Origin of the sequence: Chromohalobacter marismortui (genome assembly GCF_004364315.1) — a bacterium.
GTDB lineage: Bacteria > Pseudomonadota > Gammaproteobacteria > Pseudomonadales > Halomonadaceae > Chromohalobacter > Chromohalobacter marismortui.
Map to the genome: position 1 here is coordinate 1 of NZ_SOBR01000013.1, position 17,682 is coordinate 17,682.

General features: G+C 58.5%; 11 protein-coding genes. 7 read left to right on the forward strand and 4 right to left on the reverse strand.

The features are described 5' to 3' along the window. The coding region (locus C8E00_RS16200; protein WP_133698560.1) for an Ig-like domain-containing protein at positions 1-5,430 on the forward strand (5,430 nt) is incomplete at its 5' end. A gap of 111 nt (positions 5,431-5,541) precedes the next feature. Further along, on the forward strand, positions 5,542-5,868 hold the full coding sequence (locus C8E00_RS16205; protein WP_133698561.1) for a tryptophan synthase subunit beta like protein: 327 nt from the start codon (positions 5,542-5,544) through the stop codon (positions 5,866-5,868). Positions 5,869-5,950: 82 nt separating this feature from the next. On the opposite strand, the gene C8E00_RS16210 is transcribed toward C8E00_RS16205, so the two are convergent. From C8E00_RS16210 to C8E00_RS16225, 4 genes are all read right to left on the reverse strand, one after another. Then, positions 5,951-7,852: an EAL domain-containing protein gene (locus C8E00_RS16210; protein WP_133698562.1), complete on the reverse strand. Its 1,902-nt coding sequence runs from the start codon at positions 7,850-7,852 to the stop codon at positions 5,951-5,953. A gap of 11 nt (positions 7,853-7,863) precedes the next feature. Further along, positions 7,864-8,538, reverse strand: a complete 675-nt coding sequence (locus tag C8E00_RS16215) for a transglutaminase-like cysteine peptidase (protein WP_243833215.1) — start codon at positions 8,536-8,538, stop codon at positions 7,864-7,866. Positions 8,539-8,667: 129 nt separating this feature from the next. Further along, positions 8,668-9,642: a zinc transporter ZntB gene (locus C8E00_RS16220; RefSeq protein ID WP_133698563.1), complete on the reverse strand. Its 975-nt coding sequence runs from the start codon at positions 9,640-9,642 to the stop codon at positions 8,668-8,670. A 169-nt stretch (positions 9,643-9,811) separates the two neighbouring features. Continuing rightward, positions 9,812-10,420, reverse strand: coding sequence for an arylesterase (locus C8E00_RS16225; RefSeq protein ID WP_133698570.1), 609 nt, complete (start codon positions 10,418-10,420; stop codon positions 9,812-9,814). A 76-nt stretch (positions 10,421-10,496) separates the two neighbouring features. Between C8E00_RS16225 and C8E00_RS16230 the strand changes: the two genes are divergently transcribed. From C8E00_RS16230 to C8E00_RS16250, 5 genes are all read left to right on the forward strand, one after another. Beyond that, the gene (locus C8E00_RS16230) at positions 10,497-11,216 is read left to right on the forward strand and encodes an ABC transporter ATP-binding protein (RefSeq protein ID WP_133698564.1); all 720 of its coding nucleotides are present in this window, start codon (positions 10,497-10,499) and stop codon (positions 11,214-11,216) included. Further along, on the forward strand, positions 11,213-13,741 hold the full coding sequence (locus C8E00_RS16235) for an ABC transporter permease (protein ID WP_133698565.1): 2,529 nt from the start codon (positions 11,213-11,215) through the stop codon (positions 13,739-13,741). The genes C8E00_RS16230 and C8E00_RS16235 overlap by 4 nt, the downstream gene beginning before the upstream one ends. Positions 13,742-14,152: 411 nt before the next feature. Then, positions 14,153-15,421 carry a serine hydroxymethyltransferase gene (glyA, locus tag C8E00_RS16240; protein ID WP_133698566.1) on the forward strand — a complete coding sequence of 423 codons (1,269 nt, stop codon included), beginning with the start codon at positions 14,153-14,155 and terminating at the stop codon, positions 15,419-15,421. Between the two features lie 680 nt (positions 15,422-16,101). Further along, positions 16,102-16,881, forward strand: a complete 780-nt coding sequence (locus tag C8E00_RS16245) for a hypothetical protein (RefSeq protein WP_133698567.1) — start codon at positions 16,102-16,104, stop codon at positions 16,879-16,881. 27 nt (positions 16,882-16,908) lie between these two features. Next, the gene (locus C8E00_RS16250) at positions 16,909-17,370 is read left to right on the forward strand and encodes a hypothetical protein (protein ID WP_133698568.1); all 462 of its coding nucleotides are present in this window, start codon (positions 16,909-16,911) and stop codon (positions 17,368-17,370) included. The last annotated feature ends 312 nt before the right edge of the window (positions 17,371-17,682 follow it).

Genomic DNA, 17,682 nt, shown 5'->3' on the forward strand with positions numbered 1-17,682 from the left:
AACGACACCGAAGCGGGTCAGACGATTGCGATCACCGGCAGCGTCACCGGCGATGCCGCCGCCGGTGACACCGTTACCCTGACCATTGGTGACCAGAACTACGCAGGCACCGTGGGGGACGACCTCACCTACAGCATCGACGTGGCCGGCGAAGTGCTGGCCGCCCATGACACCGTCAGCGCCGAAGTGACCGGTGCTGACGAAGCGGGCAACGCCTTCAGTGCCGACACCGCCCGTGAGTACGCAGTGGATACCACTGCACAAGCCGGTATCACCATCGACCCGGTGACTGACGACAACACCGTCAACGACACCGAAGCGGGTCAGACGATTGCGATCACCGGCAGCGTCACCGGCGATGCCGCCGCCGGCGACACCGTTACCCTGACCATTGGTGACCAAAGTTACGAAGGCACCGTGGGGGACGACCTCACCTACAGCATCGACGTGGCCGGCGAAGTGCTGGCCGCCCATGACACCGTCAGCGCCGAAGTGACCGGTGCTGACGAAGCGGGCAACGCCTTCAGTGCGGATACGACCCGCGACTACAGCGTCGATACCGACGCCAGTGCCACGATCAGCATCGACCCGGTGACTGACGACAACACCGTCAACGACACCGAAGCGGGTCAGACGATTGCGATTACCGGCAGCGTCACCGGCGATGCCGCCGCCGGCGACACCGTTACCCTGACCATTGGTGACCAGAACTACGCAGGTACGGTGGGGGACGACCTCACCTACAGCATCGACGTGGCCGGCGAAGTGCTGGCCGCCAACGATACGATGGCCGCCAATGTCACCGGCACCGACGAAGCGGGCAACGCCTTCAGTGCCGACGCTAGTCGAGAATACAACGTGGCTCCAGACGCCCAAGACGACACCAACGAGGTTGGTTTTGGTGAAAGCGTTGGTGGCTACGTGTTGTCGAACGACACGGATCCTGACGAAGACGATACGCTGACTGTCAGCGAAGTCGGAGGTCGTGCCGCAAACGTTGGTGAACCTATCCAGGGCGACTTTGGCACACTGACGCTAAATAGCGACGGCAGCTACAGCTATGAATCAAATCAACCGCAGCCCGTGCTTTACGGCTTCGTTGGAGGCGATGGAAACCTGCAAAGTAATCTGCTGAATAACTTCACGCTGGATACGGCCGCTTTGCAGGCTGTCGAGGTTACCGCCGATAAAGGTGTCGGTGTTGCAGGCAGCGATGGACGCCCTGTGCCTGAGCAGATCAACGATAACGGTGAAGTCATGGTCGCCGATATGGGCGACAGCATCGAAGGCGGAGGCTTCTCTTTCGGCGTTAGCAACCTGTTCAATAACGAAAATGGCGGGGAGAGCGGTGCCTGGTACACCTACAACGAAGCGGGTGATTTAGTCGGCAGCGGTACCTTTGGCCCCGATGATGTCGCTTACCAGAATGGCAGCAATGACGTTGGCCGGCTCAATGTCTCTGCAGAAGCCGCAGGTGACTTCCGCTACATCGCCTTTGAAGGTCTCGCTGACGAAAACAGCGATGTGGACACTGACGGAGGCGATTACTTCCTCACCGACATCACGCTGCGGGAAAGCTTCGACTACACCATCATGGATGGTGAAGGCGGCTCCGACAGCGCAACGCTGACCGTGGATTCCACCAGCAATCTGGCGGGCTACGAAATACCGCTGACCCTCGACGATAGCCAAACAGCCTTGGTTGACGAAGATGGTCTGGAAAACGGTCTTGCTGGTGGCCCTGGCGACCGCGAAGGTCAGGACAACGATGAGAGCATCTTCACCGGCAAGATCGGCGTGGCAGGTGCTGAATCGCTCGACTTTGCTGGCATGAATGGTCAGACCGCCACGGTGGGTCAGGAGCAGGTAAGTTACGGCTGGGCGAACGGCGTATTAACCGCCACCATCAGTGACAGCCCGGCGGAGGATCGTGAAGGCGAAGCTCTCTTCACCGTTGAACTTGATGACGCAGGCAACTATACAGTCACCCTGCTGGAAAACGTGCTCCACAATACCCTCGATGGTGAAGAGGGCGACAACACCGAGAACGATGCCAGCGTAGTGATTGACTACTCAGCGCAAAATGCCGATGGCGATACCCAGACCGGCGAGCTGACGATCGACTTCAATGATGACACCCCGACCGTGGAAGAAGCCGACACGGTCACCGTTACCAATGAAGGCATTCCCAACATCTACGTGGGCAATGTCGACTTTACCGGCAACCAGGGCAGTCAGTCGCAGTTTACCTTTGCCGATGGAAACGTCGTAGTAACGGGCCAGGGCTTTGAAAGCGCCAATGATCTCGATCTGGTCGGCGCAGAGGTTAACCAATCGGGCGCTGGCCTTGGGGTTGACAGCGATGCGTCGCCTTATCACAACCTTGAAAATGAGATCGACTTCCGCAAGACCGCCGACGACGAAGCCTCGGAAACACTCAATATTGCCCTGCAAAATGGTCAGGTTGCCTATGGCGCCAAGATCGAGTTTTCCAAGATGTTCGGTGGCGAGTTGGAAACCGGTATTGCCGAGTTCTACCGCGGTGGCGAATTGATTTCTACTCAGTCGTTTAGCTCAGACGCCAATAGCGGCAACTATGCGGGCAACTTCCAGGTAGAAGACGGTGGCTTCGATACCATCGTGCTGAAAGCCGATGACAATGACAATGGCCCGAACCACACCGACAATAGCGACTTTACCGTTTCGTCTATCGAGTTCACCGGCTCTACCGGTGCGCCGATCGGCTACGCGAAAAGCTCGCTTGACGTCAATTACGGTGCCGATGGCCCCAGCAGCCTGGCGTTGACGGGCCTGGCGAGCGAGGTTGCACTGAAAGACGGCACCCCGGTTACCGATATCGACACCAGTGACAACGCCATCGTGGCGCGTGACGGCGACGGCGAGCTGGTCTTCCAGCTCCAACTGACGCCGGCCACGGGACAGTGGGAATTCTTCCAGTATCAGGCACTCGAGGACGGTTCGCTCAGCGTTGATTATCGCGCCACCGATGCCGATGGCGACAGTGTAGAGACAAGTTTCGCGCTGGATGCCATTGCCAACAGTGCGCCTGAGTCTACCGATGACGAGGTGAATGCCAACGCCGGTGAAGGCCTCGTCCTGACCACGGCTGACTTCGGTGAATTCAGCGACCCGGATAGCGGCGATCAACTTCAGTCGGTACGCATTGACTCGCTTCCTGATGCAAACGCCGGCGTGTTGACGCTCAATGGCGATGCCGTAGAAGCGGGCGACGTCATCAGCGCAGATGCGATTGCCAATGGCGATCTGGTCTACACCCAGAGCAACGATGCGGCACAAGATACCGCCTTTGACTTCAGCGTGTCGGATGGCTTTTCCTGGTCGCAGGAAAGCTATTCACTGGCGGTGAATGCGGATTCGGTACCCACCGCATCGGGTGAAACGCGCAGCATGGACTTTGCCGCCGCGACGGCTGATCCGGTCAGCAGCAATATCTATCTGACGCTGGACACCTCCGGCAGCATGAACGATGAAATCCAACAGGCGAATGGAGAGGGCACCACCACGCGCTTCGAGCTGGCCAAAGATGCGTTAGTCAACATGATCAACAGCTACGAAGACATGGGGAACGTCAATGTCAAACTGACGACCTTTGGTGCCTGGGCCAGCGACTACGACTGGATGAGCGCAGCAGACGCGATTACCCAGATCGAGCAACTTCAGGCAGGTGGCAAGACCAACTATGAAGACGCAGTAGCAAAAACAGTCAGCGAAGCCGATAGTGCGCCTGCTGCGGACCAGACGATCGCTTACTTTATCTCGGACGGGGAACCGACCACCGAAAATGATGATGGCTATAACGGGGAGCCAGGCTTATTTGATGGTATCTATCAGGATACCTGGAACGACTTTGTCTCCAACCACATCAACTCGCTAAACGTCGTTGCGCTAGGTGGTGGAATCACCAACACCTACTATCTGGATCAACTTGCCGAGGCAGGCAACAACGTCTCCGAGACGCTGGTGGTCGAGAATGAAAGCGATCTGGAAGCGGCGATTGATCCGGTTCGCCTCACGCTTGATGGCGATTTGAACGACAACGTGACCGGCGGTGACGGTGCGATCAACTTCGATTCGATTACGGTTGATGGCACTACCTACACCGCGGCAGATTTTGCTGACGGTGCCACCATTGCGCTACAAGGCGATGGCCGACTGGCGGTAGATTTTGCAGCAGGTACCTATAGTTATAGCGCCACTGCGCGTGAGTTTAACGCGGATACCCAGAAGCAGTTTACGGTCACCGCCTCGGATGCTGATGGCGATACGGCTAACTTTGACGTCCTCTTCGACATCAACGCTGATACCCAGCCGACTGCCAGCAACGAACAGGCGATTACCGCTGATGGAACCCTGGAAGGCAACCTGCTCGATAACGTAGACTTCGGCTCTGACGACCAAGGCGCAAATGCTGGTCTCAAGTCACTGAAGGTTGGCGATACGTCTTACACGCCTGACGTGCACGGTGATATCACTATTCACAACGTGCTGGGTGGCACACTTAACGCCAACCTCAACACCGGTGAGTACACACTGAGCGGCGCTGCCCAGGGTACTACCACTCTTCAGGTCATGGCCGAAGATGCTGATGGCGATGAGGTCGCTTTCGACTTTGACATCACCAGCGCGGGTGATAACACCAAGACTGAGACTGACGACTTCAACTCAGGGAATGATGGTTGGTTAAGCCAAGGAAGCTATGAGGGCGAAGAAGCTTACTCGCCGAATGATTACATGGAAGTTTGGAAAGGTGAGTCGGTAAGCAAGACTTACTCTGGCTTTAATCCAGGCGATACAGTAGAGCTCAGTTTTGATGCGAGGACATCAACCGGCGGCTCTAGTAGCTGGGATGATAATAATGGCCGCTGGGGAGATGAGTTTACGGTCGAAGCTAACGGCGAGCAAAAAATTCAGCATAGGGGTGGTTTTAACGACAAAATCAAGTTTGAATCGATTGCCGATGAATACGGTAATATCAACCTGAAGATTGACAACAATAGCTCTTCACCGGACGAGCATCTCTACATCGACAACGTAGAACTGACCAGTGGATCGTCGGTTGGCAGCATTCTTGTCGGCGATGACGACAGTGCCGAACAGTTCGTGCTGGATGACAGCTCAGACGACGTCACTATCGAGCGTTTTGATGTGGCGAATGATGTGTTGGATCTTTCTGATCTACTGGACGATGGCGATACCGGCACGCTTGATGACTACTTCGTGAAGGCCAGCGATGAAGGCAACAACGTGAATATCGAGATCACTCAGAAGAGTGGTGAAGGTGGCAGCAAGAACGTAACCCTGAAAGACGTCTCAGCTGCAGATCTGGGCGTCACCTCGGGTGAAGATTTCACACACTTGATCCAGGACGGCAAACTCGATATCGAGTAAGCCTGAACTGACCTGATTGACCCCGCTCGGTACCGCCGTGCGGGGCCTTTTGTTAGGCTAATCCTACTCAATGATGATGGCAGCTTGGCTGCCGCCGGGAGCGCCACTACCATGTATGTCAACCGTGACAGCCAGGGCCTGATTAGCCAGGTAAGCCGAATCGCCAATGAACAGTGCCAGGAATTCGTGTCGCCGGCATCTGCGGAACTGCAGCGTTTTATCAGTGCCGAGGATGCAGAAGCGGAGCGGCTGCGCCAGTCGGACCTGGAATTCGTGCGGGTACTGGAAGACGTCATCAACCTGCTGATGGACAAGGGGATTATTCGCTTCACGGACCTGCCCGAAAAAGCCCAGGAAAAGCTTCTGGACAGGCAGTCGCTGCGCAAGCGTGTCAACGACGTGGGGCTGATAAGCGACGATGACAGCGACGTGATCTAAGCGTCGCTCATGACATTAATCAGCGGCTTCCAGGCCGCCGATTTCAATTCAAGCTGTCACCTGCGGGCGTCGAGCAGCAAGCTTACGGCACTTTCACGCCAGGCCCGGTAACTGCATCAAGCCCTAGGTCAAACAGGGTCTCGGCTTCTTCGCGGCGTTTAACGCCTTCGGCGATGGCCAGGATGCCCAGCGAGTGGGCCAGAGTGGCCATGCCGCGCAGGATGGTTTGCTGGTCAAACGCCTGATCGACGCCGCTGACCAAGCTGGCATCAAACTTGAGGAAGGCCAGCCCCAGATCGTGCAGGTCGGCCAGGCGGGTAAATTCGCTTCCCACGTGTTCCAGACCAATCCGCACGCCGGTGTGCTGCAGCTCGCGGCACAATAACCGGAAGCTTGCCAGGTCATGCAGCGCGGTACTTTCGGGTAGCTCGATCCACAGCTTGCTTGCCGCCTCGGGGGCGTGCTCAAGGCGTTGACGTAGCGCCTTGATAAACGCCATATCAGCCACCGCGCGGCCGGAGAGATTAATGCCCATAGGCTGTTGATCGCTTTCGATGAGGGCCAGCGCGCGTTCGGCCACGGCGAGATCCAGGCGATCCTCCAGTTGAAGCCGGGTCACCCAAGGCATGAAGAGACCCGCAGTGCGCCACTCGCCGTTCAGCTCGAGTCGCGAGGGTGCTTCATAATGCACCACCTCCTGTCGGGCGTTGACCACGGGGAAATGGGCCAGCGCCACGCCGGCGTCTATCGCCTTGAGCAGCGCAGTGCGCCAGGCGTCGTGGGTGGTATACAGCGGCGAACGGGCCGCGCCGGCGGCCACTACCAGCGCCATATCGCCACGGCCCTCGGCATCGGCCAGGGCGCCGTCCAGAGCGGCGAGGCGCTGGGAAGGCGTATCGCCGTGGGTGTATTCGGTAAGCGCCGCGGGCAGCCGCAGCGGCTCCGCCACGGCGTCGCGCAGCAGCGTCAGCTGATGTTTGAGCGCGTCGCTCACGTGGTCGATATCCTGACCGCCAGGCACCATCAGCAGGAAGTCACTACCGTTCAAACGGCCTACTTCGCCGCCGCCCAGCGTGACCGCCAGCTGGGATAAATGTTCCACCAGCGCTTTCAATGCGTCATCGGTGGCTTGGCGGCCCAGGCGCGCGTTCACGTCGGACAGGTCAGCAATGCGTACCATGATCAACAAACCGCTGGAATGTTGGGAATCGCTGTCCAGGTTGCGCTGCAAATGGTCCAGTAGGGTCGCGCGATTCGATGCCCCTGTCGTGGCATCTTCCTGAAGCCGACGGCGTAGCTGGTCGAGTTTGCCGGTTTCTTCGCTGAGCATGCCATGCACGGCACCCGACAGTGTATTCATCGCCTGCACCACCTCGCGCAGCTCGAGCGTACGCGGCGCGGGGGATGTGGTGAAACGGCGCGCACTAATGCTGCGTGCCTGTCGGACTACTTCGGTCAAAGGGCGGCGGATCGTGCGCACAATCCACCATGCCAGTAGTAGACTGATCACTCCCACCAATGCAAACCAGCCAGTCATGACCAGCGTGCTGTGCCATAACGTCCGGTAGGCATATTGATGCTGGCTGGCCAGGGTCAAGGTCCCGTACTGGCTCCAGCCGTCCTGCACCACGGCTTTACCGGGGGCGACATCAAAGCGCACCAAGTCAACGAACCAGTCGGGTACGCCATTGTCGAGGGACGTTGCCTCGCGGCGTGCTATTATCTCACCCGTGGGAGAACGCAGCTCGATCAGGCGATAGTGACCGGTATCGAACTGTGCCGACATCAACAGCTCGATGCTCACATCATCTTTTTCCATCTGCGTCATGGACAGCGCCAGGGCATTGGCATTGTCGGCGTTCTTGATCTGCAATTCCCGCTCAACGTAATAGCGGGTGGAGTTCACGCTTACCGCCAAGCTGCCCACGAACGCCAGTAGTAGTATCAGGAGCACCGTCAGCCAGAGCTGCTTGATGAGAGACATGCTGTATCCTCTTATATAAATCCTTGATCGCGCATACGGCTGACGACACTTTGCCAACGAGAAAGTCGCGCTAAGGGGTCAGCGCGTGATTCTTGCGAACCACCGGCCCATAAGCCACTGCTGTTGAAACTGAATACTGGATCGAGATCGTTTCGCTCCGAGGCGGGGCGTATGGAAAGAATCATGTTATCCAGCAGTAAAGGCTCGGATGCCGGCGTTTGATAGTAGCCCAGCACCATGTGTGCCTGGGTCCGCCCAGACCGGCCAATCCGTGCGCGCACGTAGATCATGCGGAGCTTGTTGCCCGGCACGCCGAGCTCTTTGAGCGTGATGTATTTGGCAATCGAATAATCTTCACAGTCGCCAGCGCGCCTACCAAGTATTTCCAACGGTGTGGCCCAGTAATCTTTCTGCCCCCAGATGTCGATGTCGTCCCGCCAGCGCACTCTGCGGTTGAAGAAATCGTTCACCTCGCGCATTTGATCACCCAGCCGTGCGTCCCGCAGTCGCTGAACCATTGCTAGCCACTCATCGATCAGCGCGACGCCTGGCGCACCATACGCCTGCCGCATCTTCTGGCGTATGCGTTCAGGATTGAATGCCGGAGCAGACGAGGGCACGCCCATCAGCAGGCACAGCATGCCGGCACTAAGCCCGGAAAGTAGCCGCCGCCGGGTGATGTTCATTTACCTGAATGTCCCGGGTTGGTGGGGACGGGCGTTTGTGTTGGCGTTATCGATCGGCTTAATGACGTTACCCTTTGCATATTGTGTAGAATGCGCGTGTCTGGTGCACGCTGGGTCTTCTTGACCCTGTCACCACCAATGCTTGCGTTTGAGCAGCCACATCACGCCGAAGCCCATGACTATAGTGAGCACGATGAACACCGCGAAGCCATAGGGGCTATCGGCGCCGGGTATCCCACCGACGTTGACACCGAGCAGGCCCGTCAAGAAGCTCAAGGGCAGGAAGACGGTGGTGATGATGGCCAGCATGTACATGCGCTGATTGAGCTGCTCGTTGTGTTCGCTCCAGATTTGTTCCTGGAGAATCAGTGCACGTTCCTGCATGGCACTGAAATCCTCGACGTAGCGCGAGAGCTGGTTGGCATTCTCGCGCAACGACACCTGCGTGGCCTCGTCCAGCCACAGCGGTCCCTGGGCAAGCTGTGAGAGACAGTCGCGCTGCGGTCCCATGAAACGGCGTAGCGTGATCAGCGGGCGGCGCAATCGGGTGAGATCGTCGGCGTCGACATCGCCCTGGGCGAGTTGCAGTTCTTCGAGTTCGCCGAGACTGTTGTCCAGTTGATGCGAGTAGTCGCCGACCTGGTCCACCAGCGCCTCGACCAGCCAGGCGAGCAGGTCAGGCACCGACAGCGCGCCTTCGCCGGCATCCAGGCGTTCACGGACATCACTGGCGGCCTTCAGAGGGCGGCGGCGCAGCGTGATCATGCGCTTGGGTGTCATCCATACCCGCAGCGAGATCATGTCGTCCATGGCGGCGCCGGGGTTGTGGTTGACGCCGCGCAGGGTGGTGACGATACCGCGCCCGAACTTGGCCACGCGCGGCCGCGTGTCTTCCTCGAGCAACGCTTCGACCACGGCCTCGTCGAGCGCCGCCAAGTCATCAAGGTAGCTCGCAACATCATCGTGGCGGAAGTCGAGATGCATCCACACGGGGGCCTCATCATCGGCCCAGGCGGATTGCAGCTCGGGCACGCGCAATGTGTCGCCGCCCCCCTGGCCGTTCAACCGGTAGGCGGCCACCAGCGCGGTGTCCATGTCGCTCATCGACGTCTCCTTTGTACTGTCGGCGCTGCATGCCAGCCAAGCGTTGTTGGCATAGTCATCGCTGCTATGCATAAAATCAACCGTTGGCAGTGGCGGCGTCGCTTTCATCCTGGAAAAGCATTAGGCTGGATCGACGCGCGCAGTACAGAGGTGAATAAGCCATGCCGAGTCATGCGCGTCGGTCGGCCTCCTGCGCAAGCATGGGCGCCAGTTTTTCCCACACGTTCTCGAGAATGATGGGTTGTGCCTCGGCGGTAGGGTGGATGCCGTCGTCCTGCATCATGGCGTCTTTCAAGGCGATGCCGTCCAGGATGAAGGGCACCAGCGGAATGCCATATTCTTCACTGAGCTGCCGGAAGACACCGCGAAAAGCGTCCGTGTAGGTTGCGCCATAGTTGGGCGGAATTTCGATACCCAACAAGAGTACGCGTGCGCCGGCGGCCTGGCTTTTTTCGATCATGTCACTCAAATTGAGCTTCATCTGCTGGGGTGAAAGCCCCCGCAAGCCGTCGTTACCGCCCAATTCAAGCAGCACGATGTCCGGTGAATGGCGCTCGAGCAGTGCCGGCAGGCGTGCCGCGCCGTTCGAGGTCGTATCGCCGCTGATGCTGGCGTTGATCACTTGGTGTTGACTGCCCAGGCGTTGTCGCAGCAAGTTGACCCAGCCGGCGTCGCGTTCGATACCGTAGGCCGCGCTCAGGCTGTCGCCGACCACCAATAAGGTGGCGGCGCGGGCATTCACAGCATGTCCCGCAGCGAAACACAACACGGCGACCATCAGGACCTGAAGGCAGGCACGTGTCCATGATCGGCGCTCTTTTGGCCAGATTCCCAATACCAAGGAACTCTCTCGCATGGTCGACGACTCCCTGAACGACTCGAAGGTTTCCATTCTACACGCCGCACAGGTGTCACAGCGCGTGCGCAGTGGTGAGCGTGTACTGACGATTCTCGATGACTTGGCGCTGGAGGTCCATACCGGTGAAAGTGTGGCCATCCTGGGAAGTTCCGGGTCGGGAAAGTCGACCCTGCTGGGCTTGCTGGCCGGCCTGGACACTCCGAGCGAGGGCGAGATTCAGTTGTTCGGCGAGTCCCTGACGGCGCTGGGCGAAGATGGCCGGGCACGATTGCGTGCCGGGCAAGTGGGGTTCGTCTTCCAGAACTTTCAACTCCTGCCAACCCTGACGGCGCTGGAAAACGTGCTGCTGCCCCAAGAGCTTGCGCCATCGAGCGATGACGAACAGCGGGCGCGCACCTGGCTGTCGCGGGTAGGGCTGGGTGAGCGCCTCGATCATCTCCCCAAACAGCTTTCCGGCGGTGAGCAGCAACGCGTGGCGGTGGCGCGTGCCTTCGTCAGCCACCCGCGCCTGGTCTTCGCCGATGAGCCCACGGGCAACCTCGATCGGGCCACCGGGGCGCATATCATTGACTTGTTGTTCGAACTCAACCGGGAAATGGGCACGACCCTGGTGCTGGTCACGCACGATCATGCCTTGGCGAGTCGCTGCGAGCGTTGTCTGCGCCTGGAAGAAGGGCGCCTGCAGCTCATGGACCACGCCGAGGTGGCATCGTGAAGGCCTTTTCGCTATCCCTCAAGGGGCTACGACGCGATCTGCGTGCCGCCGATGTGCGCGCGCTATTCGTGGCGCTGATGCTTGCGGTGGCGGCCTCGACGATGATCGGCTTCTTCCTGGATCGCCTGGACCGGGGACTGACCCGTCAGGCCGGACAGCTAATGGGCGGCGACCTGGTGCTCGAGCAGAGTGATCCGTTCACCAAAGAGCTGCGCCAGACGCTGCGTGATGCCGGATTGACGCTCTCGCAACAGGTCGACCTGGTCTCGATGGCCAGTCGCGATAACGCCTTCCAGCCGGTCAGCCTCAAGGTCGTTGACCCTGCATACCCATTGTATGGGCAAGTGCGTGTCGAACGTGGTGATGGCACCGAGACGCTGGCCCATGGACCCGACCCCGGCAGTGTGTGGGTCGCACCCCGGCTGGCACGGTTAATGGGATTCGAGATCGGCGATACCCTGCGTATCGGCGAGAGCACCTTCACCGTGAGCGGTCTGGTCGAGCGCGAGCCGGACCAGAGTGCCGGCTTCTCTGCCTTCAACCCGCGTGTGATGATGCATCGTGACGATCTGCCCGCCACGGGGCTGGTGCAACCCGGCTCGCGGCTCGAATACGAGCTGTTGGCCAAGGGACCGCCCGACGCCGTGGCGCGCGTGCAGTCGCGGCTGGATAGGCTGCGCGACAACGGTGTCGAGGTCCGCGACGTGCGCGAGGATCGGCCCCGGTTGGGCGGCGCGCTGGACCGTGCGCAGCGCTATCTGAGCTTGTCGGGGCTCGCGGCCGTGTTACTGGCAGGGGTGGCGGTCGCCATGGCTACGCGTCGCTATGTCGACCGACACCTGGACACGGCGGCGTTGTTACGCTGTTTCGGCGCCTCGCAACGGCAACTCTCGACCTTGTTTTCTCTGCAGCTCATGTGGCTGGCCGTGGCGGCCTCGGTGGCGGGAGCGTTGCTGGGACTAGCAGGACAGGCCGGGTTGCTGGCGATCCTCACTCGTTTCTTGCCCCTCGAACTGCCGCCACCGGGCCCATTGCCCTTGTTGATGGGCGTGTTCACGGCGCTGGCGATTCTCGTCGGGTTCGCGGGGCCGATGCTGTTACGTCTCAAGTGCGTCAGTGCACTCAAGGTGCTGCGTCGTGAACTCGACCCCATGCCGGTGTCGGGGTGGGTCGTGATCGGCGTGGCCAGCCTGGTGTTCGGGGCCTTGCTGTGGCTGTATTCGGGGGACTTCATGCTGTCGCTGGGGCTGTTGGTCGGCGGCGAGCTGGCCTTGGCGTTGCTCTGGGCGCTGGGCCATGTCCTGCTCACGGCGTTGCTATGGCTGGTGCGAGGCGCCGCGGGTGACGACCGCCACGGCGCGCGGCACGCATGGCGCCTGGGGGCGCGGCAATTGGCACGTCGTCGGCAGGCAAGCCTGGGACAGTTGCTCGCTTTTTCGGTCACTTTCGCAGCCATGGCGATCATCGCGCTGGTGCGTGGCGATCTGGTGAGTGCCTGGGAAGCCCAGCTGCCCGAGAATACGCCCAACTACTTCGCTATCAACATCCAGCCCGATGAACGCGACGGCTTTCGCGAGATCGTCGAGAATGCCAGTGACACGCGCAGTGATCTGTACCCCATCGTGCGCGGGCGACTGGTCACCATCAATGATCAGCCCGCCGAGGCAACAGTGTCGGCGGATCAAGAAGCACCGGACGAGTTACGTCGAGCACTCAATCTGACCTGGCGCGCGACGTTGCCAGCGGGCAATCGTATCGTCGCCGGCGAATGGTTCGATGCGGACGCGCCTGCCGGGGACGACCGCCCGGTGCCGATTTCCATGGAACAGGGACTGGCCGAGCGCCTCGACGTCTCTCTCGGTGATGTGTTGGGTTTCGATATCGGCAGCGAGCACGTGTCAGGGCGTGTCACCAGTTTGCGAAGCCTCGATTGGGAAAGTTTTCGGCCCAATTTTTTCGTCATTTTTCCCCCGGGGGCGCTCGAGCGGTTCAGCCATAGCTATATCACCTCGTTTCATTTGGAGAATGACCGCCAAGCGACCATCGGCAAGCTGGTCTCGCGCTACCCCAGTGTCTCGCTGCTGAATGTCGATGCCATTCTCGAGCAAGTCCGCGAATTGCTGGCGCAAGTGACCCGTGCCATCGAGCTGGTACTGGTGTTCGTGTTGTTGGCCGGGGTGAGCGTTCTCTATGCTGCGCTCACCGCAAGCCGCCCGATGCGTGCTCATGAAGGCGCGTTGCTGCGGGTGTTCGGCGCCGGTGACCGAATGATCGCACGCATTCAAGGCGCCGAGTTCGCGTTGCTGGGCATCGCCAGTGGCCTGCTGGGGGCGTTGCTGGCGGAAGCGGCGGCGCTTGGCGTCTACCTGGTGTGGTTCGATCTGCCGCCGCGTCTGCATTGGCCGCTATGGATCGTGCTGCCCGTGGGCGGGGCACTGCTCATCGGTGGCATCGGTCATCTGCTGACACGTTCCGTGCGCCGGCAAGCCCCCATGGAAAGCTTGCGGCTGCTGGGGGAGACATGAGATCGCGGGGGAGGATGAATATTGGGCAGCGACTTTATCCGCGATGAAGGGGCACGCAAGAAGCCCCGCCGGAGATCGTTTGATCGTGCGGCGGGAAAGACCAGGCTTGCAGGGCATTGTCGGTGGGGGCATCCATGCCCGGTGCATTCCTTCGACTCATCGACCCTCGTCGATGAGCCAGGCCAGCGTAGCGCCGCGCGAGCTGATAGAGAAGATGGATTCCCTCATCGCCAGGCGGGGTTTCGGTCATCGCGTGTGATTGAGCGATCCTAAAGCGACCATGAGAAATCATGCAGCGACGGATGACTGCCTTTCATATGAAAGGCGTCCTGCGCTGCGCTATCATGGCGCCTCGTTGACCCCGTGCGGCGCCCGCCGCGCTGACCTTCCGTGATTCGAGGACTCTTGCCGATGTTCACCCGTGACATGCAGATTGCCGGTTTCGATGATGCCCTGTGGGACGCCATGCAACAGGAAGTGGGCCGTCAGGAAGCGCACATCGAGCTGATTGCTTCCGAGAACTATGCCAGCCCGCGCGTCATGCAGGCGCAGGGCACGCAATTGACCAACAAGTACGCGGAAGGCTATCCCGGCAAGCGCTATTATGGTGGCTGCGAGCACGTCGATGTCGTCGAGCAGATGGCCATCGACTATGCCAAGGCGTTGTTCGACGCGACCTACGCCAACGTGCAGCCTCATTCCGGCTCTCAGGCCAACGGCGCGGTGTTCCAGGCGCTGGTCAAGCCCGGCGACACCGTGCTGGGCATGAGCCTCGACGCAGGCGGTCACCTGACCCACGGCGCCAAGCCCAACTTCTCCGGCAAGCACTACAACGCCGTGCAGTACGGCCTCGACGACAACGGCCTGATCGATTATGACCAGGTCGCTAGTCTGGCGCGCGAGCACCAGCCGAAGATGATCATTGCCGGTTTCTCGGCCTATTCGCAGATCATCGATTGGGCCAAGTTCCGCGAGATCGCCGACGAGGTGGGGGCCTACCTGCTGGTCGACATGGCGCATATCGCGGGGTTGGTCGCGGCGGGTGTCTATCCCAGCCCCTTGCCGCATGCGCATGTGGTCACCACCACCACGCACAAGACCCTGCGCGGTCCGCGCGGTGGCCTGATTCTCTCCGCCGAGAACAACGCCGAGATCGAGAAGAAGTTCCAGTCCGCCGTGTTCCCCGGTAGCCAGGGCGGTCCGCTGATGCACGTCATCGCTGCCAAGGCGATCTGCTTCAAGGAAGCGATGGAGCCCGACTTCAAGGCCTACCAGCAGCAGGTGGTCGCCAATGCCAAGGCCATGGCCGGTGTGTTCATCGAGCGCGGCTATGACGTCGTCTCCGGCGGCACCGAAGACCACCTCTTCCTGCTGTCGCTGGTCAAGCAGGGCCTGACCGGCAAGGATGCGGACGCCGCCCTGGGTCGCGCCCACATCACCGTCAACAAGAACGCCGTGCCCAACGACCCGCAGAGCCCGTTCGTGACCTCCGGGCTGCGCATCGGCACGCCTGCCGTGACCACACGCGGCTTCGGCGAGAGTGAATGCGCTGACCTCGCCGGCTGGATCTGCGACATCCTCGACGCCATGCAGCAGGGCGATGCCAGCCAGGCCGAAGCCGACGTCAAGGCCAAGGTCGAGGCCGTCTGCGCGCGCTTGCCGGTGTATCGCCAGGCCTGACATCGCTTTGCCGACGATGCCGCGCGCATCGATCGGTGAAAACGTAGCGTCTGTCATATCCCCCCGTTGTCCATCGTGACGGCGGGGGGATTTTTGTCTGTGCATCGCTGGATGCTCAGGTGGATGACCGGCTCACGATTGGCCGCAGGGAAGGCGACCTGATCAAAGGGGAGAGCAATGCAGCGACTGTCGATACCCTCGTCGAACTCAAAAGCGGTGACCTGATCCTGGCGAAGACCGTCACCTCTTTATGGGCTCACATGGCAGTGATTGTCCAAGGTGGGCGGATCTATCGGTCTATAGCTGCAGGGACTGGATGAGGTTGCGTTTAACATTATGGGCAGAGACGCGTTGAGCAGCTCTGTGTAAGAAAAAGCTTACATTGTGTTAATCTCAGGATGACATCGCTTTGTAGCGGTTTTTGCTAATATTGTTTCTGATTGTAAACAGACAAGGTTGGCTGTCTGCAAGATGGATAGCGTATACGGCAATAATGTCTTGGGAAAGTCAGTGTTGAATAGCCAGTGCCGTGCCGGGTCGGCAGTCTGGGGGTGCCAATGACTGCAGCTGACTTCGAAAACTAGAGCAGAAGCGCCCAGTGGTTATGGCTGAAGTGGGTTTTGTCTAAAAGCTTTTAGGGCGATTCGTTGCATGGCATTTATATCCTTAAAGCAAATATTATGCGCTATCTGATTATTATGTACGTCATCATGACCCTAGGATTCTTCTGGAATTTCCAGTGGTCGCTTGTCATGTTCTCTCTTACCTGGTGGGCCTGCCTCGTGTTTCGGCGGCATCTTCCGCAGTTGCCTTATCCGGATATCCAGGTCGAGAAGATGTATGTAAAAACTCGCCAAAATATGACGATTTTTCTCTGTTTTATATCGCCGGCGCTCTGTGTGTCGTTGGTTTATCAAATGCTGTTGACGTTTGGCAGTGACGACTTTGCTCGAGACTGGCCGCCGTCGCGTATTACCGGCTTGCTGGTTTCCCAGAATTATCCGGTCGTGCTAATTGATGAAGAGCTGACCCCGGTGCCGGAATTTGAGGTGGTATATATCTTCACTGATATGTTGAGAAGTTACTTTTTTGTTTTCGCTTTTTTTGTTGCGCACTGGTTTTGGTTTTCTGTTGACAGTATTGAAGAAAAGATATTGCTTGAGCGATGGCGCTCAAGTCCAAAGAGCATTTTGAATGGTACGCCATGGAAATTATTGATAGCTGTTCCTGTGGTTGTTTTGTTTTATTGGATGTCTTCTTATATGTATCCAAGTGTTATAGGGAGTCGTGTGGAAAAGCCCGGGATAGCAAGTCTGGTGATTCTGTTGGCTAGCCATGTTTTCCTTCTCATGCCGTTTTTAACGCTCTTGTGGTGGATGGCTTTTTCTACCATGCAAAGTACCATAAATATAATTTTGGTAAAATTTTTTATGATGTTTGGCGGTGGGTTTTTAAAATGAATATAAGTTATTGATAGGAGGTTTGTAATGGCTGTTGGTGATAAAGAAATAGTGGTCGCCAAGGATGAGGCGACTTTAGAAGGTTCAGCGCAACACAATAGCGACGACGCTATGGTAGAGCTGATTCGCTTGAGCCAGAGTCCTTATATCAGTTCTTTGCTTTCTGAAGACGAGGCAACCATTGAGAGCAAAGACCTGAGCGAAGATGCAACGTTTCAAGATCTCTTGTCTAGAATGCACGAAGCATCACTCGACTCCGACATTCAGGCTATCTCCGTGGGCGTGACCGGCGGCGCGTTGGGTTATCAAAGAAAGGTATACGAAAATGCCAGCAATGCTCTGAAAAGAGGAATAGAACAAGGCAACTTTTACATATTTGAAAATAATAATAGAGGACCCTTGGATAAGGGATTCGTTGAGGGGGTATCAGAGCAGGCAGATGACTTTGCCGAGCTGGCGAATAACCTGAAACACATAGGGGCGCAGTAACAGCGGGGGTTGCGTTCTATAATATTGCCAACGCACCTGAAGGGGAAACGCTGACACAGATCGAAAAAGAGGCCGTTGCCAACTCCGCTTCCATTATAACCGGTGTTATTACTACAGCCGCTGTTGGAGCTTTACTCCCAGCCACGTTGGCAACGGTTGCTGGTGCTGCTGTAGGTGGTCTTGTAGCATGGACTCTAACACGTCAAGACGAAAACGGGGCGGATGCAGGTTCTGAGTGCAACACCGTCAATGTGTCGATGATGGCGCCTCATGGTACTTCGCCATCTGCTCGCTCATCATCTCAATGGGACA